The organism is Enterobacter cloacae complex sp. IR5402 (genome assembly GCF_049238125.1).
GTDB lineage: Bacteria > Pseudomonadota > Gammaproteobacteria > Enterobacterales > Enterobacteriaceae > Enterobacter > Enterobacter hormaechei_C.
The window spans coordinates 258375-285218 of record NZ_JBMKHO010000001.1 but is presented as its reverse complement, the minus strand read 5'-3'; the positions used below and the strand labels follow the sequence as shown (position 1 = coordinate 285218).

The following is a 26844-nucleotide window of genomic DNA, read 5'->3' as shown; positions in this document are numbered from 1 at the left end:
GTGACCTATCCATGGAATGGATAGGTCTGAGAGGATGCTTTACAGCACGCCGGTACCGCCGTCAGAGCACCACACTTGCCCGGAGGCGTATGAGCAGGTATCGGAGGCAAACAATACATACAGCGGTGCGATTTCAACCGGCTGGCCCGGTCTGCCCAGGGGCGTATCTTCCCCGAACTTCTGAACTTTGGACTGCGGCTGGCCGCCGCTGGACTGAAGAGGCGTCCAGTATGGACCTGGCGCGACGGCATTCACCCGAATGCCACGCGGTCCCAGCTGCTGGGCCAGAGACTTGGTAAAGGCTACGTTACAGGCTTTGGTCTGCGCATAGTCCACCAGGATCGCGCTCGGTTTAAACGCCTGAACGGAAGTGGTGTTAATGATCACGGCGCCTTCCTGCAAATGGCGCAGCGCAGCTTTGGTGATCCAGAAGGGGGCATAGACGTTGGTCTTAAACGTCGCGTCAAAATCTGCCGTGGTGAGATCGTCGATAGATTCACAGTACTGCTGGCGTCCGGCGTTATTCACCAGAATATCCAGGCCGCCCAGTTCGGCAACGGCTTTTTCCACCAGCGTGTCGCAGAACGACTCCACGCGAATGTCGCCCGGAATGGCGACCGCTTTACGGCCTTCAGCCTGAATCAGCGCAATGACCGATGCCGCATCGGACTCCTCTTCCGGCAGATAGCCAATAGCGACATCTGCGCCTTCACGGGCATAGGCGATCGCTACCGCGCGACCAATTCCGGAATCACCGCCGGTAATCAGCGCTTTTTTTCCTGCCAGTTTTCCTGACCCGATATAACTTGTTTCACCATGATCCGGTATTGGCTTCATTTCCGATGCCAGCCCGGGGGCCCTTTGCGGTTGTTCAGCAAACGGTGGACGAGGGTAATGCAGCGTGTGATTATTTCCTGTAGACATACCGGCCTCCTTAATAGTGAATTCCAAGATTAGTCGTTAATTAAACGTAAGCGGGCAAAATTGACAAATTCAGACAAATCTATCTTCCGGTAGCGGATATAAAATATTTTCTCAAGCCAGCATGTAATACCAGAAAAGGGCGACCTCATCTTTTTCCGGCAGGGCGTTGTAAAGGTAGCGATCGTAACCGCCGAGAATAAACCCATAGTGACGATAAAAAAGACAGGCAGAAACATTAACGTTCTGCGTCTCCAGCCGTAACCCGGGCGCATTGAGGCTTCGCGCCCAGACGTGGGTGGCGGACATCAGCTTGTGCGCCGCGCCCGTACGACGCTTTGAACGCTCCACGGCAATGTAATCCACCGATATAAATTTATTCCAGTTGCAGGACGCGGTAATAAAACCGGCGATTTCACCGTCATCCGTTTCGGCGATAAGAAATATTGAATCCGGATTAACACAATGATTTTCCAGCGTCTGGAGATCCAGTTCATAGGTTTTAAGATAAGGTTCGGTCAGCGCCTCGATATGCAAATCATCATTGAGAAAAGGCTCTCTGGCAATCTCATCGACCGTAAAAGAAAAATCACAGCATTCAAGACGGGCAAGGTCGGTGCTTAATCCTTTTCGAATATGCATAGTATTCCTTAAGTGGGAGTTATAAATAGATAATAGACGAAGCGGCATACTCTGCTGGCATAACACTCTGTAGATCCTGGTCTAAGCTTGTATTTCGTTCCGCGTAAAATGTGGTCATTCGAGGACAATGAATGGAATTCAGAACATGTCGCAGGCACTGGGGTGCTGAGTTTATTTCCGATGACGTTGTACGTTTTCGCGTCTGGGCAGAAGGGCAAAAAGATCTCACGTTGCGTTTAACCGATACCGACATTCACATGGCGGCGGTGGGCGACGGCTGGTTTCAGATTGACGTGCCCGGCGTCAGGCACGGTACGACGTATCAGTTTGTTTTACAGGATGGAATGGCGGTGCCGGACCCGGCCTCGCGCGCGCAGCAGGCTGACGTCAATGGCCCGTCGGTGGTGATCGACCCGCGTCGCAGCCTGCCCGCTCAGCGCGAATGGCAAGGACGACCGTGGGAAGAGACGGTGATCTACGAGCTGCATATCGGCACCTTCACCGGGGAAGGAACCTTCAGGGCGGCCATCGACAAACTGCCTTATCTGGCCGAACTGGGTATTACGCAACTGGAAGTGATGCCCGTGTCCCAGTTCGGGGGCGCGCGCGGATGGGGGTATGACGGTGTACTGCTGTATGCCCCGCACTCGGCTTATGGTACACCGGATGATTTTCATGCCTTCATTGATGCCGCCCACGCGCTCGGGCTTTCCGTGGTGCTGGATATCGTACTCAACCACTTTGGCCCGGAAGGGAACTACCTGCCGTTGCTCTCGCCGGCGTTTTTCCATCAGGATCGTATGACCCCGTGGGGCAACGGTATTGCCTATGAGGTTGAAGCTGTCCGGCAATACATCGCTGAGGCGCCGTTATTCTGGCTCTCGGAGTATCATCTTGACGGTCTGCGCTTCGACGCCATCGACCAGATCCATGACGACGCTGAGACCCATATTCTTCCCGAGATAGCGCAACGGATCCGCGACGCCTTTCCGGATCGGCATATCCATCTGACCACCGAAGACAGTCGCAACGTGATTTTCCTGCATCCGCGTGATGAGCATGGTCAGACGCCGCTTTTCACCGCCGAATGGAATGATGATTTTCACAACGCCGCGCATGTCTTCGCGACGGGAGAATCACACGCCTACTATCAGGATTTTGCCTTTGAGCCGGAGAAAAAACTGGCGCGGGCGCTGGCAGAAGGCTTTGTCTACCAGGGGGAAATCTCGCTTCAGACCGGAAAATCGCGCGGGGTAGAGTGTCGCGAGCAACCCCCACAGTTTTTTGTCGATTTTATTCAAAATCACGACCAGGTCGGCAACCGTGCCCAGGGGGAGAGGCTTATCTCTCTGGCTGGGGCGGATAAAACGCGCGTGCTGTTCGCGGCGCTGCTCCTGTCGCCCCATATTCCGCTGCTGTTTATGGGCGAGGAGTATGGCGAAACGCATCCGTTCCTCTTTTTCACCGACTTCCACGGCGACCTGGCGAAAGCGGTGCGGGAAGGGCGCGCGAAAGAGTTTACCGGCCATGCCGGGCACGATGAAACCGTACCGGACCCCAATGACGTAAATACCTTTATGCGGTCGAAGCTTGACTGGAACAAGGCAGACACGGAGGAAGGCAGGGCGTGGCTGCACGTCACGCGCGAGCTGATTGTGCTGCGTCAGCGCTTTATCGTCCCGTTACTGAAACAGCGGGGCACCGTGGAGGGTAACGTCCTGCAAACGGCGCTCGGCATGGTTGTCGTGAGCTGGCGTTTTCCGTCCGGCACGTTGTCGCTGGCGCTGAATATCGGCAAAAAGCCGTTCGCCTTACCGGACCTGCCTGGAAAAACGATCTTTAGCTGGCCGGAGGCAGTCGAAAACCTGCCGTCGAACAGCATCGTTGTTCGCTTTGCTGATGGAGAAGCAGCGCTATGATCCCTTCCTCTACTTACCGAATTCAGTTTCGCAACGGCATGACCTTTGACCGCGTGGCAGATCTGATTCCGTATATGAAAGACCTCGGTATCAGCCATCTTTACGCGTCGCCTGTTTTCACCGCAACCACGGATTCCACCCACGGCTATGACGTGACCGACCCCAACGAAATTGACCCGGCGATTGGCGGGCGGGAAGGGTTTGACCGCATGGCGGCGGCGCTGAAACAGGCGGGGATGGGGCTGATTCTGGATATCGTTCCTAACCATATGTCGACCTCGCTGGAAAACCGCTGGTGGCGCGATGTTATCGAACATGGCAGGCAGAGCCGCTATGCGGCGTATTTTGATATCGACTGGTCCCGACCGCTGACGTTGCCGTTTCTTGGCGACACCTTTGAAGCCGAGCTGGAGCGGGGGACTATCACCTTAAAACGTGACAGTGTCACAAACAGCGCAGCGCTGGTTTACTATGATACCGCCTATCCGCTTAATCCCGGCACGTATGCCGAAGGCAAGAGCATCGCTGAGATCCACGAGGCGCAAAGCTGGCGGCTGATGTCCTGGCGTGAAGCGCCGAAACAGCTTTCATGGCGTCGCTTTTTTGAAATCACCGGGCTGGTCGGCGTGCGGGTAGAGGATGAGGCGGTATTCGCAGATACGCACCACCTGATCCTTGAGCTTGTCCACGCCGGGGTTGTCGACGGCCTGCGCATTGACCATGTGGACGGGCTTGCCGATCCGCTGGGCTATTTGCAGCGACTGCGTGCGGCTACCGGACCGGATTGCTACATCACGGTGGAAAAAATCCTCGCCAAAGGGGAACAGCTTCCTCCGGAGTGGCCCATCTCAGGTACTACGGGTTATGAGTTTATCGCCTCCCTGGCGGAAGTGCTGGTGGATGATACCAACCTCTCGCGGCTGGAGATGCTCTACGACGAGACGCTGGGTACGACCGTGGACAGGCAGGCGGAACTTCGCAACGCCAAAGGGCTGATGACCGATCGTAATTTTGAGGGTGAATTTACCACGTTGCTCAAAATAGCCAGCGAGCTGGCCGGGCATAACGGTGCAGAAGTGGAGCATGAGGATATCCGCCATGCCCTGCGTGAGCTGCTTATCGCGTTTCCGGTGTATCGCACCTACGGCACCGCTGAGGGACTGACGCCACCGGATGTGGCGCTGCTCAGCCGTGTGGTCGCCAGCGTCAACGCCTCTGAACCCGCTCTGAGCCTGATCGTGCGTATTCTTACTGGCGATCTGCCGGAGCATGACCACGCGCTGGCCTCGCTTTTCCGCACCCGTTTTCAGCAACTGACCGGGCCGCTGATGGCGAAATCGGTAGAGGATACGCTGTTCTTCCGCCATAACCTGGAGCTGGCCCTGAACGAAGTCGGCGCCGACCCGACGCCGCGCGCGTTTTCACTTTCCCGTTTTCATCAGGAGATGCGCATTCGACTTGCCCGCCAGCCCGATGCGCTGCTGGGAACTTCCACCCACGACACCAAACGCGGCGAGGATGCACGAGCTCGTCTGTATACGCTGACGGAAGCGCCAGATCTGTGGGGAGAAAATCTGGCGCGCTGGCGGCAGATGAACCAGACGCAGGTCCGATTCCTCAACGATGGCACCGCGCCGAACGCCGCCGACACCTGGATGATCTTCCAGGCGCTGGCGGGCGTCTGGCCAGCAACCCTGTCGCCTGAGGATCGTGATGGCCTTAAGTCACTGGAAGAGCGTTTCCTCGGCTTTATCGAGAAAGCCCTGCGCGAGGCCAAGCAGCGTACCGACTGGATCGACAGTAACGAAGGTTACGAGAGCGTGGTCCTGGACTACGTGCGCCATCTGCTTTCCCCGGATAACACCCTGTTCCTGCGTGATTTCAGTGCCGCACTCCAGCCGTTTATTCGGGCTGGGTTAATGAACAGCCTGAGCCAGACGGTGATCAAGCTGACTGCGCCTGGCGTACCGGACATCTACCAGGGCAGCGAGGGGCTTAACTTCAGCCTCGTCGACCCGGATAACCGCCGCGAACCGGATTTCGCCGCACTGGCGGAAAACCTCAGCGTAGCGGATGGCACCGTTTTTAACGATGCGCAACGCTGGCGAGACGGCAGCGTGAAGCAGTACGTTACCGCCACGCTGTTACGGCTTCGGCCACATTACCCCGCACTTTTCCGCTACGGCGACTGGCTGCCGCTGAAGGTAACCGGTGAGCGGGAGGAGAATCTGATCGTTTATGCCCGCATAAAAGATGACGAGGCGCTGATCGTCGCCGTGCCGCGTCTGGTGTTTGACGTCACCGACAATGCGTTGCTGTGGGCCAACACTATCGTGGCCATACCCCAGGAGTTGGCCGGGAAGCACTACCGGGATCTGTTTACCGGTGAGCGTCGCCTTCTGCCAGAGACGCTGGATTTAACGTCTGAAAAGGGATGTTTGTTGGTTCTGCTTACCTGCGACTAATCGAGGAGAACAAAAATGCCAAAGGATACAACGTTTGAAATTCGGGCCGGTCATGGCCAGCAGTTGGGCGCAAATTATGACGGGAAAGGGGTAAACTTCGCCCTGTTTTCCGCCCACGCGGAGCGGGTGGAGCTGTGTCTGTTTGATCCTTCGGGAAAAACAGAAATCGCCCGCCTGGAACTGCCGGAATATACCCATGAGGTCTGGCACGGCTATGTGCCGGATCTGAAACCGGGGGCGCTGTATGGCTACCGTGTGTATGGCCCCTACGATCCGGAGAACGGTCACCGTTTTAACCCCAATAAGCTGCTTATTGACCCCTATGCCCGTGAACTGGTGGGTGACATTGAGTGGAACGATGCCCACTTCGGCTATGAGCTGGGACACGATGAGCTGGATCTCAGTTTTGATACGCGAGACAGCGCGCCATTTACGCCCAAATGTAAGGTCATCGACCCCAATGCCGTTGACTGGCAGGACTCACGCCGGCCCGATATCCCGTGGCCGCATACCGTGGTCTATGAAAGCCACGTAAAAGGCTTTACCCAGCTTAACCCGGCTATTCCGCCTGAACTGCGCGGTACGTTTGAGGGGATGGGGCATAAAGCCTCGGTGGAGTACATCAAAAGCCTCGGCATTACCTCGGTCGAGCTGCTACCGGTTCACTGGTTCCCTGACGATCAGCACCTGCTCGATCGCGGCCTGAAAAACTTCTGGGGCTATAACTCGCTCGGTTTCTTTGCGCCAGCGTCCCGCTATTACGGCCCGGCGGGCATCCAGGGTTTCCGCGACATGGTGCGTGCCTATCATGACGCGGGCATCGAGGTGATCCTCGACGTGGTCTATAACCACACGGCGGAGGGCAACGAGCTGGGACCAACCCTGTCGTTTAAGGGGATTGATAACTTCTGTTATTACCGCACCATGCCGGATCAGCACCGGTATTACATCAACGACACCGGCACCGGGAACACCGTTAATACATCGCACCCGCGCGTGTTACAGATGGTCATGGACTCCCTGCGCTACTGGGCGGAGTCGATGCAGATTGACGGTTTCCGCTTTGACCTCGGGACCATTCTCGGACGTGAGCCGGAGGGGTTCGATCCGCGCGGCGGCTTCTTTGATGCCGTGACCCAGGATCCGGTGCTGTCGAAGCTGAAGCTCATCGGTGAGCCGTGGGATATCGGCCCCGGCGGGTATCAGGTGGGGGGCTTCCCACCTGGCTGGGGTGAGTGGAACGACAAATACCGCGATACGGTACGTGAATACTGGAAGGGGGATAACGTTTCTAACGATTTTGCCGCCCGTCTGTTAGGGTCCGGTGATTTGTACGATCTGCGCGGGCGTCGTCCGTGGGCCAGCGTCAATTTTATCACCGCGCATGACGGCTTCACGCTGAACGACCTGGTATCGTACAACGAGAAACATAACGCCGATAACGGGGAAGATAATAACGACGGACATAACGATAACCGTTCGTATAACTACGGCGAGGAAGGGCCGACGGAAAACCCGGATATCATTGCCACCCGCGAGCGGCAAAAGCGCAACTTCCTCACCACGCTCTTCTTCTCGCACGGCACGCCGATGCTGCTGGCAGGCGATGAGTTTGGCCGGACGCAAAAGGGCAATAATAACGGCTATTGTCAGGACAGCGAGATCTCCTGGGTAAACTGGGAAGGACTCACTGAAAACGACGAGAAGCTGCGCGACTTTACCCGTCGGTTGATTGCCCTGCGCGCGACGCAGCCGCTGCTGCGACGTGAGAACTGGCGCGACGGGCTGGAGATCCGCTGGTTTAACGCCGGTGGCGGACCGCAGCAGTCGGAACAGTGGGACGAGGGTTCCACCCTTGGTCTTGCCATCAGCCGTCCTGATCTTGAGCAGGAAGAGGGCGTCTGGCAAGACGTGCTGATGCTGTTTAACCCGTTTGAAGGTACGGTGCCATTCCAGATCCCGCAGTTTGGCGAAGGGGGTTGGGTGCTCGAACTCTCGACGTCGGAGGATGCCACCACGGGGGAAATCATCACTGAATCTGTCGATTACGAGCTGGCCGGGCGGAGTATCACCCTGTTCCGCCGTCCTTAAAGCGAGGCCGCCGCGCGTGCGGCGGTATCATACAGGGAGGAGATCGCGCGGAGTAACTGCGCGGTCTCGCCAATCGACGCGCCCGGAATACCGCTTTCCGCATGAATGTTGATCAGGCAGGCCTCCCGCACCTCCCGGTACTTCATGCACAGCGCTTTTCCCTCCTCCGTAGTGGAGAAAAAAAGCTCTTTTCCCGCTTTCTCGCTGGTGACGTAGCCCGCCTTGACCAGCTTTTTCAGCGCATACGTCACCACGTGGGTATCTTCCACGTTCAGCACAAAGCAGATGTCAGCCAGCTTTTTCTTACGGTTGCGGTGATTCACGTGGTGCAGAAGCGAAACATCAAAGGCCCCCATATCCGGTTCACCCGCTGCGGTCATGCAGCGCACCATCCATTTGTTAAACGCATTGCTGGTCATGATCAGCGCATATTCCAGCTCTGATAATTCAGCACACCGCTCTGAGACGAGATGACGGGAGGAGACGATTCGCCCGTCCGCAATATCGTCGTGGTTTAACGCTGTCGTCTTTTTCTTTACTGTCATAACGATCCTTCCCCCGAAATGTAAACCCGTCGATAAAATAAGAACATTTTATTGATAAATTGTTTACATGTTTTTGACGTTCAGATATAGCTTTTTAGTGCAGGTTCTGTGGAGCCTCACGCAAAACACAACATCGCGCGCCGTAATGCACCGGCTTCGCTCTGCTGCGAAGTATAAAAAATAGCCGTCGGCGCGCAACGCTCACTTTGGATAGGGTAACGTTTATGGACAGTTCTACACTGTTGCCACTTATCGGGATTCCGGTGGTGGTTATTGGTTTTGCACTGCGTTTCAACCCGCTGCTGGTTGTCGTGGTGGCGGGCCTGGCGACGGGCCTGCTGGTTGGCATGGATTTCGGTATGCTGCTGGAAACCTTTGGCGAAAAGTTCGTGAATAGCCGATCGCTTGCCACCTTCATTCTGATCCTGCCGGTGATTGGCCTATTAGAGTATTACGGGCTGAAAGAACGCGCCCAGGCCTGGGTCGCGAAGATCGCCAGCGCCACCTCGGCGCGTATCCTGATGCTCTACTTTGTTGCCCGCGAAGGAACGGCTGTGCTGGGCCTGATGTCGCTTGGCGGCCACGCGCAAACGGTGCGTCCGCTGCTGGCGCCGATGGCGGAAGGGGCCGCTCTGAATGAATACGGGGAACTGCCGCAGACTATCCGCGACAAAATCAAAGCCCATGCCGCCGCGTGTGACAATATCGCGGTTTTCTTTGGGGAAGATATTTTTATCGCCTTTGGCGCGGTACTGCTGATTGATGCGTTCCTGAAAGAGAACGGGATCGAGGGGATCGAACCGCTGCATATCGGCCTGTGGGCCATTCCGACCGCCATTGCGGCACTGATCATCCATATGACGCGTCTGCTACGCCTTGATGCCAGCATTCGTCGCGACGTGATGGCCTGGAAAGCAGAGCAGGGTACGCAGGAGATCGCACAATGATGACCCTCATCACCATTAACCGCGTGTACTACCTGATCGGCTTCGTCGTGATGCTGCTGGTTGTGATGACCCTTCGCGATCGCGCTAACCCGAAACGCTATACCACGGCGCTGTTCTGGTTTCTGTTTGGCGGGATCTTCCTGTTTGGCGATCTGATGGTGCAGGAGCTGGGTAAGTCCCTGGCGTATCGCATTATTGGCGGCGCCGTTATCGTGATTGCGCTGCTGGCCGGTTTCGGGCTGGTCGGGAAGGGGCGTTATAAAATGTCCACCGAGGAGGAGCGCGTTGCCTCGTCGAACCGGCTGAAAAACTGGCTGTTTTTACCGGCACTGATGATCCCCGTGGTAACGGTCATCGGGACGCTATTTTTGAAAGGCGTGTCGATTGGCGGTGTCTATCTGCTCGACCAGAAACAGCTTACGCTGGCGGCGCTGTGCGTGGCCTGTGTGGCAGCTATCCTCACCGGCTGGTGGCTGACAAAAGGTACGCCGCTGCATGCGGTTCGTCAGTCGCGTCGGCTGGTCGATACCATTGGCTGGGCGGTGATCCTGCCGCAGATGCTCGCCATGCTCGGCGGGGTGTTTGTGGTGGCGAATACCGGCGAATCGGTACAAAAGGTGGTCAGCCTGTTTGTGAACCCGGACAGCCGCTTCATGCTGGTGGTCATTTATTGCGTGGGGATGGCGCTGTTTACCATGATCATGGGTAACGCCTTCGCAGCCTTCCCGGTGTTAAGCGCCGGTATCGCTCTGCCATTCCTGATTAATGTCCATCACGGTAACCCAGCGCCGCTGCTGGCTATCGGTATGTACGCTGGCTATTGCGGCACGCTGATGACGCCGATGGCCGCCAACTTCAACATTGTGCCCGCCGCGCTACTGGAGCTAAAAGACAAATATCAGGTTATCAAGATCCAGATCCCGACCGCGTTAACCCTGCTGGTGGTGAACGTGTTCTTAATGTATTTCCTCGTGTTTCGCTAAGGAGCTGCAATGGAATTAACGCAACATCAGGCTGACGCCTTCGCCAGAATGCCGTTGACCTATTTACGTCAGGAATACCCGAACCACATTATGCATCTGCTCAACGATGACGGCGACGTTCTGCCGCCTCGCGAGCTGCACCCGATCTTTTACGGCTGTTTTGACTGGCACTCTGCGGTGCATGGCTACTGGCTGCTGCTGCGCTGCCTGCGTCTCTGGCCCGAACTGCCGTGCCGGGAAGAGATCATCACTCTGTTCGAAGAACACCTGACCGACGAGAAGGTGGCGAAGGAGTTGGCCTATTTTACCGCGCCGTTCCGCGCGTCGTTTGAGCGGCCTTATGGCTACGGCTGGCTGCTGGCGCTGGCGCAGGAGCTGAAGCAATCGTCACTGCCGCAGGCGGAGCGCTGGTACCAGACGCTGCAACCGTTAACGCTGGATATTCGCCAGCGGCTGGTGGATTACCTCAGCAAGCTTACCTATCCGATCCGCGTCGGGACGCACTACAACACGGCGTTTGCGCTCGCGCTGGGGCTGGATTATGCCCGGGCGGTGAACGATGACACGCTTGAGCGCGCCATCCTGGACGCGGCAACGCGGTTTTACCTCGCGGACACGCAATATCCTGCGCATTATGAGCCGGGTGGCGACGAGTATATCTCCGGAGCGCTGACCGAGGCCCTGCTGATGAGTAAGGTGGTGGAGGATTTCCCGGCCTGGTTCGATGCGTTTCTGCCTGAAGTGGGCGCCGTTTCTGCGCTCATGAACCCGGCCGAGGTGAGCGACCGCACCGACCCGAAAATCGCGCATCTGGACGGTCTCAACCTCAGCCGAGCCTGGTGTATGAAGCACATTGCCCGTGCTCTGCCGGAAAATTATCACGCCCGGAAGCCATTACACGATGCCGTTGCGCGCCATCTCTCGGCAAGCGTGGAGCATGTTGTCGGCAGCCACTACAGCGGCGGCCACTGGCTGGCGAGTTTTGCGCTGCTGGCGCTGGAGTAGCGCTTAGTTATATTTTCGTGCTCATCCTGTTTCCGCAGGATGAGTGATTTTACGCAACCGACTCGCGCTGACGACGACCGCTACCGCAGAAGCTGCGGCTGCGACCCATAGCGCAACATGAATTGACCTTTCATCTGCGGCCAGCAGAACGGCCACGGCGGCGGCGCCCAGACACTGCCCGAACGTGCGCATAATGGATAAAACACCGGATGCATAGCTCGCATGCTCACGAATAACGTTGGAGAGCATTTCCCGGTTATTGGGACTCTGAAAGCAGCCAAACCCCATGCCGCATACCAGACTCCGCAGGCAGATATCCCACATTGTAGGGCGGTCGGGTAATGTCGCAAGAAGGATCAAACCCACGACAAAAATCACCAGCCCCAGGGTGGATATCGCCGGGGCTGAAATCGTGTCCGCCCACCGGCCTGCATGCGGCGCAATCAGTACGATCCCTAGCGGCCACGGCGTAAACAGCAGGGCAGACAACACCGGACTGTAGCCGTATTCGCTCTGAAACAGGAAAGGCAGTGCAATAAAAGTGATCCCCTGGCTGACAAAAGCAATCATTGACGTGAAGGCCGCGAGGGTAAAACGTTCATTTTTAAACATCGTCGGCGGCAGCAAAGGGTTATCCGTGCGGCGGATCTGCCAGATAAACGCCATGCCGCTCAGCGCAGCGAGCACCGTCCAGCAAAGACTGCCGGGGTGATAAGTAGCCTCCTGGAGGCTGTTCGCCGCCATGATCGTCGACCCCAGCAGCAGCGCCGACAATATGGCGCCCGGGGTGTCGAAGGGCGCTTGCTTTCGAACCGCATCCCGCGGCAGCGCTTTGACCGCCAGCAGTAAGGCGAGGGTGCCGGGAACCACGTTTATCGCAAACAGCCATTGCCAGCTCAGGGTGTGAAGGATCGTCCCACCCAATACCGGCCCGATAGCGGAGCTGGAGGCGATGAGCAGAGCGTGTAACCCCAGAATGCGGCCAAGTAATCGCCCGGGAAATACGGATCGCAGGATTGCGGGGGCAATACTCAGCGTCGCCGCGCCGCCGATCCCCTGAAGCACGCGCATACCGATGAGCACTTCGGGCGTCTTCGCCAGCGCGCAACCCAGCGATGTCAGGGTAAAGGTTGTCAGACCTGCCAGAAAAACGGGGCGATAACCCAGGCGGGCCGCAAGCGCCGCGAATATCGCCAGAGACATCGCGGCCGCCAGCAGATACCCGTTGGCAAACCAGACGGCAATACTGGCAGGTACCTGCATCTCCTGAGCCATGGAGGGCAGGGCAATGTTGATCATGGTGCCATCAAACACGCCCATTAAGGTGGTGGTCATAATTGCGGCCATCACCCGTGCGCGCGCCGGGCCAGGCAGTCCTTCGTCGCCGGGTTGACTGGAAAAGAGCGTCATCAGGTTGTCCTCTGAGAAGAGTGTATGGATGACAAAACTATAAAGATGGCTTTTACAGGGCGGAAGGCGCACCATTTGCACTTTATCGTTGCATGAAACGCCTTATCTGAATGTACAGGAATGAGCGCTATGACCGATCCTGATTTTAATTTACTGATTGCACTCGACATATTGCTGAGCGAAGCGAGTGTCGCAGGTGCGGCACGCCGTCTGAACCTCAGCACCTCGGCCATGAGCCGGACATTAAGCAGGTTACGCGACGTTACAGGCGACCCGATCCTGGTGCGCGCCGGACGTAACATGGTACTGACCCCGTGGGCCGAAGCGACCCGGGATCGCGCCAGGCGTGCAGTGCACGAGGCCAGGGCGGTATTGCAGCCCTCAACTGAAACGTTCAGCGCGCGAAGTCTGGCGCGTCTTTTTACCATCAGGGCAAACGATGGTTTTGTGGTGGCGTTTGGGCCTGCGCTTATAGCGGCTGTGGCCGACGCCGCGCCGGACGTCTGTATACGCTTCGCGCCGAAGCCGGAAAAAACGTCGCGCTATCTTCGGGAAGGGCTGGTTGATCTGGAGATTGGCGTCCAGAGCAATATGGGGCCTGAAATACGGCTGCAACGACTGTTTGAGGATCGGTTTGTGGGCGTCGTGCGTAAGGGGCATCCGCTGGCTAATCAGGCAGAAATAGGGGTGAAGGATTATGTCGCCTGGGGCCATGTGGTAGCGTCACCTGAGGGCGCGTTGCACGGTTCCGTTGACGATGCGCTGGCCGAACTGGGGACAAAACGTAAAATCGCCAGCGTCGTTCCGGGATTTCCGACGGCGCTGTCCGTGGCGCTGGCATCAGATCTTATTGCCATGATACCCGCGCTCTATTTACTCAATCAGCAGGTAACGGAGCAGTTACACGTTTTCGAGCTGCCGTTCAAAAGCCGTCGTATTACGGTTTCACAGATGTGGCACCCAAGAATGGAACGCGACCCTGGTCACCGCTGGCTGAGAGAGCAAATTCTTGCGATATGCGGTGTGGAGAGGTCAGACATGATAAAGAGCGCTGTATAGCGATTGCTATACACGCCGCTTATGTTATGCTTGTAAAGCAATTGCTATACAAGAGGTATACCCATGAAATCAGATGTTCAACTCAATCTCAGAGCCAAAGAATCCCAGCGGGCGCTTATCGATGCCGCCGCAGAGATCCTCCATAAATCACGTACAGACTTCATTCTGGAGATGGCCTGTCAGGCAGCCGAGAATGTGATCCTCGATCGACGTGTATTCAATTTTAACGATGAACAGTACGCAGAGTTCATTGACATGCTCGATGCCCCGGTCGCGGACGATCCTGCCATAGAAAAACTGCTGGCAAGGAAACCGCAGTGGGACGTGTAACAGCGCCAGAGCCCTTATCCAGCGTCCATCAACTGGCGGAGTTCGTCAGCGGAGAGGCCGTGCTTGACGAATGGCTAAAACAAAGAGGTCTGAAAAACCAGGCGCTCGGCGCAGCCCGAACGTTTGTCATTTGTAAAACGGGCACGAAGCAGGTCGCGGGATTTTACTCACTGGCTACCGGCAGCGTTAACCATACGCAAGCGACAGGTAATCTGCGGCGTAACATGCCGGATCCCATTCCCGTGATTATACTTGCCCGTCTGGCTGTTGATGTCTCGTTACGCGGAAACGGGTTGGGAGCCGATTTACTCCACGATGCGGTTTTACGCTGTTATCGGGTAGCTGAGAATATCGGGGTGCGGGCGATCATGGTTCATGCACTCACTGAGGAAGCCAAAGCGTTTTATATCCACCATGGTTTTAAAGCCTCGCAGACTCAGGAACGGACACTGTTTCTCCGGCTTCCTCAGTAGAGGCAAAGGAAAGGGTGGTATGCGATGGGCTTATCTGATGAGTGATAGGATTCATAATATTTCATTTAACTTATGTTGAGCACAAATCAGGTTCACAGTTAGTGCTTCTGTTAATGCATTGTTCTTAAACAGTATTTAATACTAAAAACCATTTCGTCAGAAACTCACTTCATGAACAAACCGCTAGTTAGCGGGGCCCATTTGAAAAGCATGAGTCTCATACCCCATCAGCCGCTTGGTCTATAAGATATTGTAACGGGTATAAAAGTGACTGGTACGTATGAGCGCCTGACAGAGAGGGGGGCTGCATGAGATATAGTTTCTGAGGCGGTTACGCCGCGCTATCGGTGCCGTTTAGCTACAGTGCCACAAGTAGCAATATCTGGCGCCTACATACGCCAGGCGGCGTATTAAATAGTTTCATAACCAAAGTGAGCCGAAAATGTGTTTGCCGAAATATTTTCTCACACTAATGAATCTTCCGCTAAAACAATAGCTTTTCAGCGGCTTGCACCACTTAGCCGTAGATATAACTCTACAATATTATCGAACCCTTCAATCTCATTAAGCTATCTAGTTTGCAGCAACCCAATATTAGTCCGCCATTTCCACGTATATATGCAAATTCTTGGCTTGCAACTGATAATATAGCGGCCCCGCAATACCTTGAAAGAAACCAAGGCATGCGAAGGCGTTTGGTAATTGATCGTAGGAAATTACTTCTGCTGAGATTTGCCAGTCACTATGACCGCATATGTGTAGTTGCTCTTCATTGCTATGAACCGCCTGCGTTTGCAGCCCGCGTAAGCAAATAGTCAGGGAGCGGCACATTGACAGTTTAAAACCAACTAACTGAACCTGAAAACAAAACGACTCAACCAGGCCTAGAAAGGCGTTAATGCTCACCGATGAGCTGCGCCAGGGGATTTGCGGTCGCTGCTTTCGCACGTTCAGTATCGTCAATGATTTTAATCGCGAGGCTATATCGATTGAAATAGACCTGAACCTGCCGTCTCAGCGAGTACTTCGTGTGCTTTCGAATGAACTTTTAAGTTCTTTGCCCAACCTCATGTAAGCTTTTTAGTAAGGTTGGACAATAAAAAACAATCTTGAATTTTTGGTTCTCTATTGTAAGCGAGGTTGAGCTTGAGCGTCTGTTAGCTTAGACATGTTAGCACCATCGCAACGCTCAAAGAGCTCATTTCTCCATTCAATTTTTGGAAGCAAGCTATTAAAATCATCCATCAGCTTGCCGTTAAAATATCTTCGGCCATTGAATATGATTCCAAAGTTTAATCCGGGAGTATGCTTATACAAGCCCACTAATTGAGGAGCGCCGCCTGAAAATTTATCATTCCCCTTTTTCAAAGAATCGCACAAAGCACCAAAAACAAATCTACTAAAACCTATTTCTTTCACTCCGCCAAGCCATTTTTCATGCATTGATTTTAGTTCTGTAACTCCAGAACCAGAGCATGTTACAATGTCTGATGAAGTAGGGAGAATTTGCTCCTGGAATGTAATGCTCCCATTGTTAAACTTTATTTCAACGACATGGAATTTTGAGCGCATTTTAAACCCAATACGTGTTGCATAAATTATTGTGCCAAAACCGCTTTGTTTATGGGGTACCTCTGAAAAACTATTCTGAATAAATTTTGATATTGCTTCTAATTTTTCATCAAAGTCGGCATCCAAAGAGAATAGAAAGCAGTTATCTATGGTATTCACTAATTGATTTAGGATATGTACAGGAAACTCAACACGTCCGCTATAACCGAAGAGCTCTGGATAAGAATATGTTGCAAATACTTTTCTTACTGAATCCCATGTATTAGCAACGTTTTTCCAACTGATTCTGCTATCAGAAGCTATGTAGACTGAAGCGGGACCATGAGTATCTACTCCTATCCATGCAACTAACGTTGTCATGTCTTTACATTTCCTGATTTTACGGTTAAAATATATTCATACAGCAATTTATGTAAAAGAGCAACCCCGGGCCCCTCCACCAATCTATGGGGGGGACAGGTAGAGAACATTCCCCCTAGTGATAGGGGGATTCCCGGTTTTTATTATATGTTAATTATCTTGCATCCCCCGCGAATATTTAAAGCCTACATTGCTGATAACTGATGGTAGTGGCGTTTAGGTATATTTCTGCGCATCGGACGGAGCAGTATTCGGCATTCAGGGAAAATACTTTTTCCAACTTGTTTCTGCATTTCATAACTCACTGTAATAAAATAATTTTTACTCATCGAGCAATCAAAGCATGCGTTTATGAACTAAGTTTTGGTTCATAACCTTGCAAGTAGCCGAACATAAATCATACGAATTTTCTACCATTGGTTCATGAGCTGGTTGTTCTGATTTTGTGATAAGCGTCAAGTTTTAGTATTCAGTTATTATACTTTTTAGTTGGTAACCTAATGCGTACTGAAAAATCCAATAAAATTCCTTAAACATGCGAGCGTGATAATGGCACTGACTCCGGATCAAATACGCTACCTCAATCAATGTGAACCCGGCGAACCTGTGTCACATTCATTGTCCGAGCTACTATTCAATGATCATGATCTACTCAGTATTGATGCTAACGAACGGTCCATTACTTTTCGCTTTGCGATGTACCTCCAGCTATCTTTCCCCAGTTGGAATGTAGATTGCGAATATAACCGAGATGGTGTAGAACCTAAACGGCTCAGACATTTGGAGCTTTATCCAGACAGCGAAGACGTTGAAGCAAAGACAGTATTTCCTGATGTGATCGTGCATCGGCGGGGTACACAACAGAATCATCTGGTCTTAGAGTTCAAAAAATCAACGAGTCGCGTCGATAGACGAATCGATCTACTGAAACTTCAAGGTTATAAGCAGCAGCTTGGCTACGAGCACGCTTTGTTTGTGGAGGTCGGTACTGAAGGGCAATCAATTATCACGGCGCTCGAGTGGGTCTGAAAGGTGATAAAAAGATAATTTATGATACGTATTCCATTATTCAACTCTCAGCACCTTGAGGCCGCCTGTCGCGTTCTTGCTGATACCGAACGTGGTTTGAGTGGGTCGCAGATCGAGCGACTTCTACAAGAAATCAAAGTTGCCGACACATCGCCAGGCATGACAAAATGGATACGGCTTTATAATGCGCTCGTAGGCGCGCAGAACCAATATCAGGTCGGCAACCATCTCATCATGTTCATTAACCGTGCGATGAACCCGGTAAATTACGCTCGTGATCCAGCAGTATTTACTTGGAGGCGTGATGAACTCAATGTTGTCCTAGCTTTTTCCGGCTTTTATGTCCGTGAAGATGGTAAGGTCGTGAACGCCACTAAAGCAACAACACTCGATTCTGCCCGAGCCCGTGCCGGGCGACTTAAGGCTGCACTCGAAAGCCGTGCTGTGCATGCAGAAGTTTTGAACTATTGTCGTGCAGAACTTCTGGACGAAAACTATTTTCATGCCGTCTTCGAGGCGACGAAAGGGGTTGCAGAACGTATTCGTCAGTTGTCTGGGTTGAACGGCGATGGTGCCGACTTGGTGAACAAGGCATTCACCGGGCAACAACCAGTTCTGACCTTGGGACCGCTCACTACCGATTCAGAAAAGAGTGAACAAAAAGGTTTTGCGAACCTACTGATTGGTCTATTTGGCGCTGTGCGTAATCCACTAGCCCATTCGCCTAAGAAGAATTGGCCCATGTCTGAACTGGATGCGCTGGACATCCTTACGTTGGTTTCGCTTATTCATCGCAAGCTGGATGGCACACAGAAAAAAATATAGTTGAATTGCCACAGGTTTAACAGACACCTCAGAGCCATTTATGGACTGACCCCGCCCCGGTAGATGATCCTGCCCTATAGTGTGAGCATAGGAGGAGCGTATGGGCACACCACGATTTACACCTGAATTTAAGGAAGAAGCCGTCCGTCAGATAACGGAGCGCGGTTATTCTGTTGCTGAAGTATCCGACCGTCTGGGCGTTTCTGCGCACAGCCTCTACAAGTGGCTACGGGCTATCAAGCCTGATAACAGCGAACATCTTACCTCGCTTCAATACCAATACATTTTTAATGGGTATAATATGTGACTGCTTTTGCCGCATTATTGACAGGAACAAGGACTGGTGATGAATATTGATTTCAGTTTAATTCGTAGCGCCCCCAAAAGCCGTAACGATAGCTTTGAAGCACTCGCCGTACAGTTATTTAGGAAAACCTGTCGAGTACCGACAAATTCAACATTTATTAGTCTGCGTGGAGATGGTGGAGACGGTGGTGTTGAGGCATATTTCCGCTCACCGGACGGTGCCGTATTCGGTGTTCAGGCAAAATACTTTTTCCAGCTTGCTTCCGCAGAGCTTACACAGATTGATAGTTCCCTTAAAGCTGCGCTAAGCAACCATCCCACACTAACCGAATACTGGATTTATATACCGTTTGACCTGACCGGGCGTGTTGCTGCGGGAAAGCGAGGAAAAAGCCAGGCGGAACGCTTTGAAGAATGGAAAAGTAAAGTCGAATCGGAAGCGTCAGCGAAAGGGAAGTCACTTTCTATTGTCCTTTGTACCGCTGCTGTTATCTGCAATCAATTACTTGAGATAGACCCTTACGGAGGGATGCGCAGGTATTGGTTTGATGACACGTTGCTGACAACAGCTCAAATTCAACAATGTCTGGAGGACGCCATTGCTTTTGCCGGGCCAAGATATACTTCAATGCTGGATGTGGTGACGAATGCTCATGTCGGCCTGGATTTCTTTGGTGGGACTGGTGACTTTTGCGAGTGGTACGAAACATCATTAACACCAATCGTTCGAGAGTTCCATTCACTGAATGGATACGGACGCAAATCGCTGGATATACTCGGCGAAACCCGTGCTACATCTGCCACGGCATTGATTGAAGAAATAATTGCCTACTGTGAGAGCATGAGAGATAACAATGTCACGGCCACATCGGTTACAGATCTTTGCGTCGCTCTGTCATCCCTATTGACACTTTTCGCTGATGCCCGCCATGCTCAAGAAGATAAATTTTATGAAAAGCATGGCAAGCATAGTGATACAGAATCGTTCCGACAGTTCCACGCAGAGTATATGTGTGCATTTCCTGCCGGAGATATGGATGCGGCGAGAAAATGGGAAGAGCAGGCGCAGCAACTGCAAAATTTGCTGACTTCTCAGGTCATTGGTGCCGCAACAGCACATTCCTTACTGCTGGTTGGGCCAGCGGGTATCGGCAAAACCCACGCGATTGTCAGCGCAGCATTGCGTCGACTGGAACATGGTGGTTTTTCCCTGGTCGTCTTTGGAGACGACTTTGGCAAAGCAGAGCCTTGGGAAGTGCTACGCAGTAAAATAGGGCTGGGTGCCGCCATCGATCGTTCGACATTATTTGAATGCATACAGGCCTGCGCCGAACATACTGGCTTACCTTTTGTCATTTATATCGATGCCTTGAACGAAAGCCCGCGAGAAGTGCGCTGGAAGGACAAGCTTCCCGAATTGCTCGCTCAATGCAAGTCTTATCCAGACATCAAAATCTGCGTTTCAACCCGAGATACCTATCGCAATCTTGTGGTCGATTCACGCTTTCCAGGGTTTGCTTTCGAACACATCGGTTTTTCAGGACATCAATTCGAAGCGCTACAAGCTTTCGCAGCCTACTATGGGTTGGATGCAGAGATTACACCACTTTTTTCACCCGAACTCAGTAATCCTTTATTTTTACACTTGGCCTGTAAAACGCTAAAGGGCGAAGGCCGTGATAGTCTGGATATTTCTTTGCCGGGTTTTACCTCTCTGTTTCAAGGACATCTCAAACATTGCGATGTTTTAATTCGAGAACGCCTCCACTACGCAAACCCTCGCAATCTGGTAAGGGCTGCAATGATGGCACTCGCGAATACCCTGACGCATGAGTTGCCGCAGAACCGAACCTGGGAAACCTGTTGCGAAGCACTGAGCAAAATAGTGGGAACTGAGACCACACCTGAATCCTTTTTAAATGCATTGGCACATGAAGGCCTCATTATCCTTTCTGTTGTAGATGAGGATACCTTCCTGATCCGTCTGGGTTATCAACGCTACGGTGACATACTCCGTGCTATCAGCCTTGTGGAAGCTCTTGATTCGGATACAGCAAAACTAGCGGAGAAAATTGCAGCGTTAACAGAAGAAGATGCTGGATTGCTGGAAGCTCTTGCCGCCGTGCTGCCTGAGAAAACTGCTCTTGAAATTACTGCTGAAGAAGTAGGATTACCATCCGAACAAGCCCATAAGCTGTTCATCCAGTCATTGGTTTGGCGTTCCCGACAAAGTGTAGTGGAAGAAATTGATGAACACATCCATGCAGCACTGCATACACCTGGATTATGGGAGTCGGTTTATGAAGCGCTGTTTTCACTTAGTCTGGTTCCTGACCATCGTCTAAACGCAACTAACTGGCTGGGGCCATTTTTACGGCAGTCATCCTTAGCTGAACGTGACACCTACTTGTCATTAGCTGCGCTGGGATCATTTGATAACAAGACTGCTGTCTATTCACTCATCCATGCAGCACTATTTGCTGACATAACCCATTGGCCTGCTGAAAGCCGGAGGCTGGCCAGTCTAACACTTGCCTGGCTCACTTCGTGTGCTGACCGCCGAATCAGGGATTTATCCTCAAAAGGGCTAAGCAGAATCCTGGCAAACTACCCGGAGAACTGCCAAACAGTAATCAGTGAATTTGCATATTGTGATGATGATTACGTATTAGAGCGTATTAGCCTTGCTATCTACAGTGCATGCTTATTGTCACACCAATGCAGAAATGCGTTTATGCCAGCGCTCCCTGGTCTATTAAGCATTGCGTCAGATAGCAAGAATATTCTGCTCCGGGATACGGTTCAGCTATTAGTAAACTTGTTGAAAACAGGAGAATTTCCCACAGCCGTAACAAGCCAATTACAGCATTACCAGACAAACGTTTCATTACCATCACGATGGCCTGTACTGGCGGATGTCAAACCCCTCCTAGATCTGGAACATTTACCATCAAACATGGTGCTCTGGGGAGAATCCATGGCCCCGGATTTCTGGCGTTATCAGGTGGAATCGAAGATTTCCGGCTTTGACTTGGAGAGCGCCAATATCAGCCATGAAAACATTGCCTGTTGGTTAATGCGAGAAGCACTTAATTTAGGATATCCCGGTTATAACCACTGCGCGCTCAATTATGATCGCCATATCGGGAGTCAGTATGGCTCGGGACGGGGTAGAAAAGGGTATGCTGACCGACTCGGTAAAAAATATTACTGGATCGCCTTACATCGACTACTGGGCATTCTGGCCAGTAATGTTCCCGCACTGGAAGACCCATATTCCGACTACGAACCTACAAGTGATCATCTATGGTCAGTCGACGTCCGTAAAGTTGACCTGACCGATGTACGCGATATCACCGCAGAAGGTGTCTATCCAGTACTGATGGAGGAAACAAATTATGCATTCCCTGACCACAATTCAGATATCAAAGGTTGGGTTCGGACCGATGATTTTCCACCTTATGAAGCTTGTCTTATTCGAACTGACGAGGAAGGAGAGCAGTGGGTAGCGCTTTCACATAGCTATTGGGATGACGATAAAGCGCCGAATGAAAATAGCTGGGATTCCCCGTACTTGGGAGTGCGTGCTTCCTACTCAAGCGCACTCATAAATGAAAACATCCAGAACTTTAAACAGAAAAGAGCACGCGATATTTTCCAATATAATCAGGGAAGTAGTTGTTATCGCGGTTATCTTGCTGAATATCCTGACAGCCCGGTATACAAACAACTTCTTAATAGTGATGAAGATAGTGAAGCGTTTAATTTTACAGAAGTCAGTTTACTGCGCGGAAACGAATGGGAATACGACTACTCATATACCATGCCCGAGCGCCAGGATAACCTCATTGCGCCATGCCTGGGAATCATTCAAAAACTCGAACTTTTATGGGATTGTCAAAGCGGTTGGGTTGATCATTCTGGCAAACTTATCGCCTTCCATCAAAAAGGTGTAAAACAACGCGGACTTTTCATCCATCGTTCGGCATTGAACGCCTATCTGTCCATAACAGGTGAAGAGCTTATACATCGCCGTTTTGCTAACAGAGGATATTTTGATTTAGCTGGTCGTAATAGCACGCAAATAGACCTGAAAACTTGGATCCAGTACCGGGCAGACAAGGCACCGGTAGTTTTACGTGAAGAGGAACTGCCGTTTAACTGCTAACAACGATACTTATTAAGTAATCAACTGGCTGCCTTGGCATCGAATGCCAGAAGAGCCATTTCGCACTACCGATTTAAGTAGACTGAAGGAATACTTGGTACAAGCAAACGCACGCCATATCGGATAGAGGGGACTATGAACGAAACCATCGAAAAACTGATTGCCAGTGGCAAGGAAGGGCCATGGTGGGACTTTAAACAAACCTACCACCAAAACAATGCAGCCCTTGTTCACGATATCCTCTGCATGGCAAACGTCCTGCATGACGGTGACCGGTATCTGATTTTTGGCGTGAATGATGAAGGGTTGATTACTGGCGTGCCGGAAGATGGTAAGCAACTTAACCAGGCAAATTTAATCGATCTGTTAAGAAAAGTCAGTTTTGCAGAGCACCATTGTCCGGATATTCAGCTGCACCACATCACACTCCAGCATAAGGCGCTGGCTATTCTACAAATTCGTAACGTCAGAATAAAACCCTACTATCTGACCCAGGACTATATAAAAGAGGGAAAAACTGTCAGAGCCGGTGTCGTTTACACCCGGCAACAGGATGCCAATACGCCCGTAACTAGCTGTGCCAGCCCTGGAGATGTCATGGCAATGTGGAGAGAGCGCTTTAACCTGGACCTGGCACCCGCTGACCGCATAGTCAGACTGCTTCTGGATTACGACAATTGGGAATATGACGGTATCAGCGAGGCCTATTATCGGTTGGACCCGGATTATGCCATTCATATTGGCGACACAGAAAAAGATATAGGAGGACAACACTGGTGGTCAACGATTAGCATTGAGCAACCTTGTCGCTATGAATACATCCTCAAATACCGTGGGCGTGTACTTGAACGAGTGCCAATCGTATATTACAGAAAAGAGGGTTTACAGTTTCCCTTTCCAGAGATGGATACGCTGGCTTATCCAGGAAAAAGGGATGGATTCGTAACTGATTATTATGCAGACGTTTTTTACTTCGTAAAAAACACCTTACCCTACAATCTATTGAGTCATATCAGAGAATTACACTCACTGCCTGGCCGTAATTCAGGCATAACCATGCCGTTAACCACCCAGACCAAACCGCCGATTATCGAGCTGCCATTCATGGTGTTTGAGAACGCAGGGGAAAAAGAAGAAAAGCTAAAGTTTATTCAAAGTCAGCTTGCTGATTTTTGTCCGGATGGTATGCCTGATACAGCATCGATGAAAACTGACCCAGAACTAAGAATGGAAGCAGAGAGACAATTTTCTTGGTGGGTTTTTAACCATTTTCGTTGAGCCGAAGCCAGTAACCCTGCCTGGGAGTTGTTCATTTTTGACGTTGCAACTAAAGGTCAGCGCTACGATAGTTAGTGGGAGTGTCTTATGAACTTATTTACCACAGTAGGTGATTTAACTATTCTGGGTTTGAGGAATATACATAATTTACGACAGCACCAGAAACAGTATAACAAACTGTTTTAAATGGATATTAATCAAATGGCGATTCAAACTCACAGTTATGAACTCAGTTTTGGTTCATAACTGTGTTAAACGCTGTCCATAAATCACTCGATGTCACGTCTGTTGGTTCATGAACTGTTCGTTCTAATTTTGTGATGTGCGTCAGGTTTTAGTGTTCAGTAATGTTACCTTTTACTCGATGATCGATTGTTTAGCACCTCTCCCACAACCGGAGCAGCGGTAAATGCGTTTGGCCAGCCAGCATAGAAGGCGGCCTGGGTAACGATCTCACCAGCTTCCTCAACAGAAAGTCCATTATCCATTGCTCTATTGAGGTGATAGCCAATCTGCGCGCTCTGTCCGGATGCGATTAAGGCGCTGACCGTAATCAGGCTTCTGTCGCGGGGTTTCAGCGCGGGTCTTTGCCAGAGATCCAGGAAGAGTGGATCAGCAGTGAATTTAACCAGGCCTGGAGATATTGGGCCAACATTTTTTTCCACTGTCTCTGAACGCTGCTTTTCTGCTTCCTGATTGAGAGGAAGCAGGTCCGGAGAAGCTTCAGGAAGTGCATCTGCCGTGACGCCACGAGTTTCAAATACTGCTTTGGTCACGCTGACGGCTGACATTGCATTTGGCCAACCTGAGTAGAACGCCAGATGGGTAATGATTTCTGACAATTCCGCTGGCGTAACGCCATTATCAAGGGCAATGTCTATAAAGTGCTTAAGGTCGCCAGGCTGGTTTCTGGCAATTAGCATGGCGACGGTCACCATACTACGATCCCTGGGTGAGAGGGCATCGCGTGTCCACAGATCTTCTGTAATAGCTTCTCGACCAAAGCGCGCAAGAGCCGGTGAGACAGAACGAATATCAGCTTCAGGAATCGCTGAAGGTTCAATTTTCATCATAGCTTTACCTCTTGTTTCCTCAGCATTAGCAAAATCAGAAATAACAAGCGACATGGCCGCCGCTGCAATTATGCTTTTCATGTCAATCCTCACTGGTCAACGGTACGGATCCTGTTTGATTCCGCCTTTGTTACGAAGAAATACCGGTTTTACCGGGATAGCCTCCTTACTGACGCTCATATGCGCCGTTTGCCTGAGATAGTCACGGAAGTGTGGCGTTTGTCGGTGCAGTTGATACGCATCCTCACTGGCGTAAATCTCATAGAAATACCAGCGGTTCGGAGTCTGTGAGTCTGTAGCGGCATACATGGCTAACACGCCTTTCTCTACTTTGAGCGACTCAGCCATTTCAGGCATGACGATGTTTTTAAATTCGGTCTGAAATTCAGGCTTTACCTCGACGATCACCAGATTATTAATGGTTCGCTCATTCGGTATGATATGTTTGTCCCCCAGAAACTGTGGCTCCAGAGTGATTTTATTTTTCCGATCGATAATGTCAGGTGCCCGGGCAGCGAATGCCTTGTATGGTTCGGCATTCAGATGTTTGCGGTAAGCACTCTCGTTTTCATAGAGTTCGACCATGAATGCCTTACGTGGATTGTCGCTGCGGTGCAGGGCGTACATCGCCAGCGTACCTGCTTCATGATCAACCGAAGCGGAAATCGTCTGTCTGGCTACGTCTGCAAAATCTTTGTCCCGATCGGGCCTGACGCCGAGCTCAAAGATATTCATCACTCGCTTATCCGGCGCGTCCAGTTTTGTTGCAAAGACAGGGCTGCTTATCAGTATGCAAATTAAAAGCATAAGAGTCTTTTTCACGATGATCCTTTTACTGAAATGGCTGTTTAAGACGTTCTATAAGTTGGTGTTGGTAAGAAGGTAACCGATCGCTGCTGGCGCTCTCAAAGACCAGGGGCGGAAGCCACGTCATACCTGCGTGCAGGGCGCTTGCCTTCATCGGTAAAAACACATCCGTAAGCGATACCCCGATCCTGCCGTCCGTCCCGTAAGTGGAGCTTCCCCCCGCAGCCGTACTGACAACAAACATCTCCTTTCCCTGCCAAAGACCGGGTCCGACACTTCCCCAGGTTTCATTCAGCCAGGCCTTCATCATTGGTGTAATGTTGAACCAGTGTGTCGGGAAGATAAAAACAACACGCCTGTGCTCACGCATCATTTTTCGCTCCGCGTCGCCATTAATCCGACGTGTGTCATAGCCATACAGCGTCTCAAGGTTGCGAACCGTCACGCCTTCCAGACTCGCAGCGGCTTCCTGCAGCCCTTTTGTCAGAACTGAGCGTTCCGGATAAGGGTGAGAGACGATAACGAGCGTTTTAATGTCGGTCTTTTCACGGCTATAAGCATGACTAACGGGCATGAGGAAGATAAAGGCAAACAAAAACAATGCTGCTGCTCTGCGCTGAAGTAACACCATCATAA

Annotated in this window: 21 protein-coding genes and 2 pseudogenes; 15 read left to right on the top strand and 8 right to left on the bottom strand. The window is 51.8% G+C overall.

Annotated features, from left to right (window positions below; translation table 11 throughout):
- Positions 1 to 39: 39 nt before the first annotated feature.
- Positions 40 to 924 carry an SDR family oxidoreductase gene (locus tag ACOTXL_RS01410; protein ID WP_022651207.1) on the bottom strand — a complete coding sequence of 295 codons (885 nt, stop codon included), beginning with the start codon at positions 922 to 924 and terminating at the stop codon, positions 40 to 42.
- Between the two features lie 111 nt (positions 925 to 1035).
- Positions 1036 to 1563, bottom strand: a complete 528-nt coding sequence (locus tag ACOTXL_RS01405) for a GNAT family N-acetyltransferase (protein WP_045349971.1) — start codon at positions 1561 to 1563, stop codon at positions 1036 to 1038.
- 131 nt (positions 1564 to 1694) lie between these two features.
- Between ACOTXL_RS01405 and treZ the strand changes: the two genes are divergently transcribed.
- Genes treZ through glgX form a run of 3 tightly spaced genes read left to right on the top strand, consistent with a single transcriptional unit; the run spans position 1695 to position 8038 of the window.
- On the top strand, positions 1695 to 3482 hold the full coding sequence (gene treZ / locus ACOTXL_RS01400) for a malto-oligosyltrehalose trehalohydrolase (protein WP_023324664.1): 1788 nt from the start codon (positions 1695 to 1697) through the stop codon (positions 3480 to 3482).
- Entirely contained in the window at positions 3479 to 5947 is a 2469-nt protein-coding gene (gene treY / locus ACOTXL_RS01395; protein ID WP_023324663.1) for a malto-oligosyltrehalose synthase, read from the top strand. The genes treZ and treY overlap by 4 nt, the downstream gene beginning before the upstream one ends.
- A gap of 15 nt (positions 5948 to 5962) precedes the next feature.
- Positions 5963 to 8038 (top strand): glycogen debranching protein GlgX, encoded by a 2076-nt coding sequence (gene glgX, locus ACOTXL_RS01390; RefSeq protein ID WP_023324662.1) that lies wholly within the window; start codon positions 5963 to 5965, stop codon positions 8036 to 8038.
- Here the strand turns inward: glgX and ACOTXL_RS01385 are convergent.
- Complete coding sequence (locus ACOTXL_RS01385) at positions 8035 to 8583, bottom strand: winged helix DNA-binding protein (protein WP_003857118.1); 549 nt, start codon at positions 8581 to 8583, stop codon at positions 8035 to 8037. The two genes, glgX and ACOTXL_RS01385, sit on opposite strands and share 4 nt — an antisense overlap.
- 224 nt (positions 8584 to 8807) lie before the next feature.
- Here ACOTXL_RS01385 and ACOTXL_RS01380 point away from each other — a divergent pair, with 224 nt between their 5' ends.
- Genes ACOTXL_RS01380 through ACOTXL_RS01370 form a run of 3 tightly spaced genes read left to right on the top strand, consistent with a single transcriptional unit; the run spans position 8808 to position 11518 of the window.
- Positions 8808 to 9530 (top strand): DUF969 domain-containing protein, encoded by a 723-nt coding sequence (locus tag ACOTXL_RS01380; RefSeq protein WP_045349969.1) that lies wholly within the window; start codon positions 8808 to 8810, stop codon positions 9528 to 9530.
- Positions 9527 to 10513, top strand: a complete 987-nt coding sequence (locus ACOTXL_RS01375) for a DUF979 domain-containing protein (RefSeq protein ID WP_003857123.1) — start codon at positions 9527 to 9529, stop codon at positions 10511 to 10513. The genes ACOTXL_RS01380 and ACOTXL_RS01375 overlap by 4 nt, the downstream gene beginning before the upstream one ends.
- A 9-nt stretch (positions 10514 to 10522) precedes the next feature.
- On the top strand, positions 10523 to 11518 hold the full coding sequence (locus ACOTXL_RS01370; RefSeq protein ID WP_045336282.1) for a DUF2891 domain-containing protein: 996 nt from the start codon (positions 10523 to 10525) through the stop codon (positions 11516 to 11518).
- A 21-nt stretch (positions 11519 to 11539) separates the two neighbouring features.
- On the opposite strand, the gene ACOTXL_RS01365 is transcribed toward ACOTXL_RS01370, so the two are convergent.
- Positions 11540 to 12928: an MFS transporter gene (locus ACOTXL_RS01365; protein ID WP_023314162.1), complete on the bottom strand. Its 1389-nt coding sequence runs from the start codon at positions 12926 to 12928 to the stop codon at positions 11540 to 11542.
- Between the two features lie 129 nt (positions 12929 to 13057).
- Here ACOTXL_RS01365 and ACOTXL_RS01360 point away from each other — a divergent pair, with 129 nt between their 5' ends.
- The 4 genes and pseudogenes from ACOTXL_RS01360 to ACOTXL_RS01345 form a co-directional block, all read left to right on the top strand.
- Complete coding sequence (locus ACOTXL_RS01360) at positions 13058 to 13987, top strand: LysR family transcriptional regulator (protein ID WP_045349966.1); 930 nt, start codon at positions 13058 to 13060, stop codon at positions 13985 to 13987.
- A gap of 63 nt (positions 13988 to 14050) precedes the next feature.
- Complete coding sequence (locus tag ACOTXL_RS01355) at positions 14051 to 14317, top strand: DUF1778 domain-containing protein (protein WP_003857131.1); 267 nt, start codon at positions 14051 to 14053, stop codon at positions 14315 to 14317.
- Positions 14305 to 14790, top strand: a complete 486-nt coding sequence (locus ACOTXL_RS01350) for a GNAT family N-acetyltransferase (protein WP_032609220.1) — start codon at positions 14305 to 14307, stop codon at positions 14788 to 14790. Before ACOTXL_RS01355 ends, ACOTXL_RS01350 begins: the two co-directional genes overlap by 13 nt.
- A gap of 925 nt (positions 14791 to 15715) precedes the next feature.
- Positions 15716 to 15826 (top strand): annotated as a pseudogene (locus ACOTXL_RS01345) (IS3 family transposase); the annotation flags it as partial.
- A gap of 89 nt (positions 15827 to 15915) precedes the next feature.
- Here ACOTXL_RS01345 and ACOTXL_RS01340 read toward each other — a convergent pair.
- Positions 15916 to 16722: a hypothetical protein gene (locus ACOTXL_RS01340; RefSeq protein ID WP_045349962.1), complete on the bottom strand. Its 807-nt coding sequence runs from the start codon at positions 16720 to 16722 to the stop codon at positions 15916 to 15918.
- 549 nt (positions 16723 to 17271) lie between these two features.
- On the opposite strand from ACOTXL_RS01340, the gene ACOTXL_RS01335 reads away from it, so the two are divergent.
- The 5 genes and pseudogenes from ACOTXL_RS01335 (at position 17272) to ACOTXL_RS01315 (ending at position 24328) form a co-directional block, all read left to right on the top strand.
- Positions 17272 to 17751: a hypothetical protein gene (locus ACOTXL_RS01335; RefSeq protein ID WP_045349960.1), complete on the top strand. Its 480-nt coding sequence runs from the start codon at positions 17272 to 17274 to the stop codon at positions 17749 to 17751.
- A gap of 21 nt (positions 17752 to 17772) precedes the next feature.
- Positions 17773 to 18576, top strand: coding sequence for a TIGR02391 family protein (locus tag ACOTXL_RS01330; protein ID WP_045349958.1), 804 nt, complete (start codon positions 17773 to 17775; stop codon positions 18574 to 18576).
- 100 nt (positions 18577 to 18676) lie between these two features.
- A pseudogene (locus ACOTXL_RS01325) lies at positions 18677 to 18832 on the top strand (transposase); the annotation flags it as partial.
- Between the two features lie 90 nt (positions 18833 to 18922).
- A complete protein-coding gene (locus tag ACOTXL_RS01320; RefSeq protein ID WP_045349955.1) occupies positions 18923 to 23050 on the top strand; it encodes an ATP-binding protein in 4128 nt (1375 codons plus the stop codon).
- 135 nt (positions 23051 to 23185) lie between these two features.
- Positions 23186 to 24328: a helix-turn-helix domain-containing protein gene (locus ACOTXL_RS01315; protein WP_045349953.1), complete on the top strand. Its 1143-nt coding sequence runs from the start codon at positions 23186 to 23188 to the stop codon at positions 24326 to 24328.
- Positions 24329 to 24678: 350 nt separating this feature from the next.
- Here the strand turns inward: ACOTXL_RS01315 and ACOTXL_RS01310 are convergent, their stop codons facing one another.
- From ACOTXL_RS01310 to ACOTXL_RS01300, 3 genes are read right to left on the bottom strand one after another with little or no spacing between them, the layout of a single operon-like run.
- Positions 24679 to 25482 carry a carboxymuconolactone decarboxylase family protein gene (locus ACOTXL_RS01310; RefSeq protein WP_045349951.1) on the bottom strand — a complete coding sequence of 268 codons (804 nt, stop codon included), beginning with the start codon at positions 25480 to 25482 and terminating at the stop codon, positions 24679 to 24681.
- A gap of 15 nt (positions 25483 to 25497) precedes the next feature.
- Positions 25498 to 26208 (bottom strand): putative quinol monooxygenase, encoded by a 711-nt coding sequence (locus ACOTXL_RS01305; protein WP_045350053.1) that lies wholly within the window; start codon positions 26206 to 26208, stop codon positions 25498 to 25500.
- 25 nt (positions 26209 to 26233) lie between these two features.
- Positions 26234 to 26839 (bottom strand): NAD(P)H-dependent oxidoreductase, encoded by a 606-nt coding sequence (locus ACOTXL_RS01300; protein ID WP_086532006.1) that lies wholly within the window; start codon positions 26837 to 26839, stop codon positions 26234 to 26236.
- Positions 26840 to 26844: the final 5 nt, after the last annotated feature.

Excerpts from the sequence above, each read along its gene's own strand:
- ACOTXL_RS01330 (WP_045349958.1), top strand. The coding sequence starts at position 17,773 with ATGATACGTATTCCATTATTCAACTCTCAGCACCTTGAGGCCGCCTGT.
- treZ (WP_023324664.1), top strand. The coding sequence starts at position 1,695 with ATGGAATTCAGAACATGTCGCAGGCACTGGGGTGCTGAGTTTATTTCC.
- ACOTXL_RS01410 (WP_022651207.1), bottom strand. The coding sequence starts at position 924 with ATGTCTACAGGAAATAATCACACGCTGCATTACCCTCGTCCACCGTTT.
- ACOTXL_RS01320 (WP_045349955.1), top strand. The coding sequence starts at position 18,923 with ATGAATATTGATTTCAGTTTAATTCGTAGCGCCCCCAAAAGCCGTAAC.
- ACOTXL_RS01310 (WP_045349951.1), bottom strand. The coding sequence starts at position 25,482 with ATGAAAAGCATAATTGCAGCGGCGGCCATGTCGCTTGTTATTTCTGAT.
- glgX (WP_023324662.1), top strand. The coding sequence starts at position 5,963 with ATGCCAAAGGATACAACGTTTGAAATTCGGGCCGGTCATGGCCAGCAG.
- treY (WP_023324663.1), top strand. The coding sequence starts at position 3,479 with ATGATCCCTTCCTCTACTTACCGAATTCAGTTTCGCAACGGCATGACC.
- ACOTXL_RS01315 (WP_045349953.1), top strand. The coding sequence starts at position 23,186 with ATGAACGAAACCATCGAAAAACTGATTGCCAGTGGCAAGGAAGGGCCA.
- ACOTXL_RS01405 (WP_045349971.1), bottom strand. The coding sequence starts at position 1,563 with ATGCATATTCGAAAAGGATTAAGCACCGACCTTGCCCGTCTTGAATGC.
- ACOTXL_RS01385 (WP_003857118.1), bottom strand. The coding sequence starts at position 8,583 with ATGACAGTAAAGAAAAAGACGACAGCGTTAAACCACGACGATATTGCG.
- ACOTXL_RS01335 (WP_045349960.1), top strand. The coding sequence starts at position 17,272 with ATGGCACTGACTCCGGATCAAATACGCTACCTCAATCAATGTGAACCC.
- ACOTXL_RS01375 (WP_003857123.1), top strand. The coding sequence starts at position 9,527 with ATGATGACCCTCATCACCATTAACCGCGTGTACTACCTGATCGGCTTC.
- ACOTXL_RS01365 (WP_023314162.1), bottom strand. The coding sequence starts at position 12,928 with ATGACGCTCTTTTCCAGTCAACCCGGCGACGAAGGACTGCCTGGCCCG.
- ACOTXL_RS01305 (WP_045350053.1), bottom strand. The coding sequence starts at position 26,208 with ATGCTTTTAATTTGCATACTGATAAGCAGCCCTGTCTTTGCAACAAAA.
- ACOTXL_RS01340 (WP_045349962.1), bottom strand. The coding sequence starts at position 16,722 with ATGACAACGTTAGTTGCATGGATAGGAGTAGATACTCATGGTCCCGCT.
- ACOTXL_RS01360 (WP_045349966.1), top strand. The coding sequence starts at position 13,058 with ATGACCGATCCTGATTTTAATTTACTGATTGCACTCGACATATTGCTG.
- ACOTXL_RS01380 (WP_045349969.1), top strand. The coding sequence starts at position 8,808 with ATGGACAGTTCTACACTGTTGCCACTTATCGGGATTCCGGTGGTGGTT.
- ACOTXL_RS01355 (WP_003857131.1), top strand. The coding sequence starts at position 14,051 with ATGAAATCAGATGTTCAACTCAATCTCAGAGCCAAAGAATCCCAGCGG.
- ACOTXL_RS01300 (WP_086532006.1), bottom strand. The coding sequence starts at position 26,839 with ATGGTGTTACTTCAGCGCAGAGCAGCAGCATTGTTTTTGTTTGCCTTT.
- ACOTXL_RS01370 (WP_045336282.1), top strand. The coding sequence starts at position 10,523 with ATGGAATTAACGCAACATCAGGCTGACGCCTTCGCCAGAATGCCGTTG.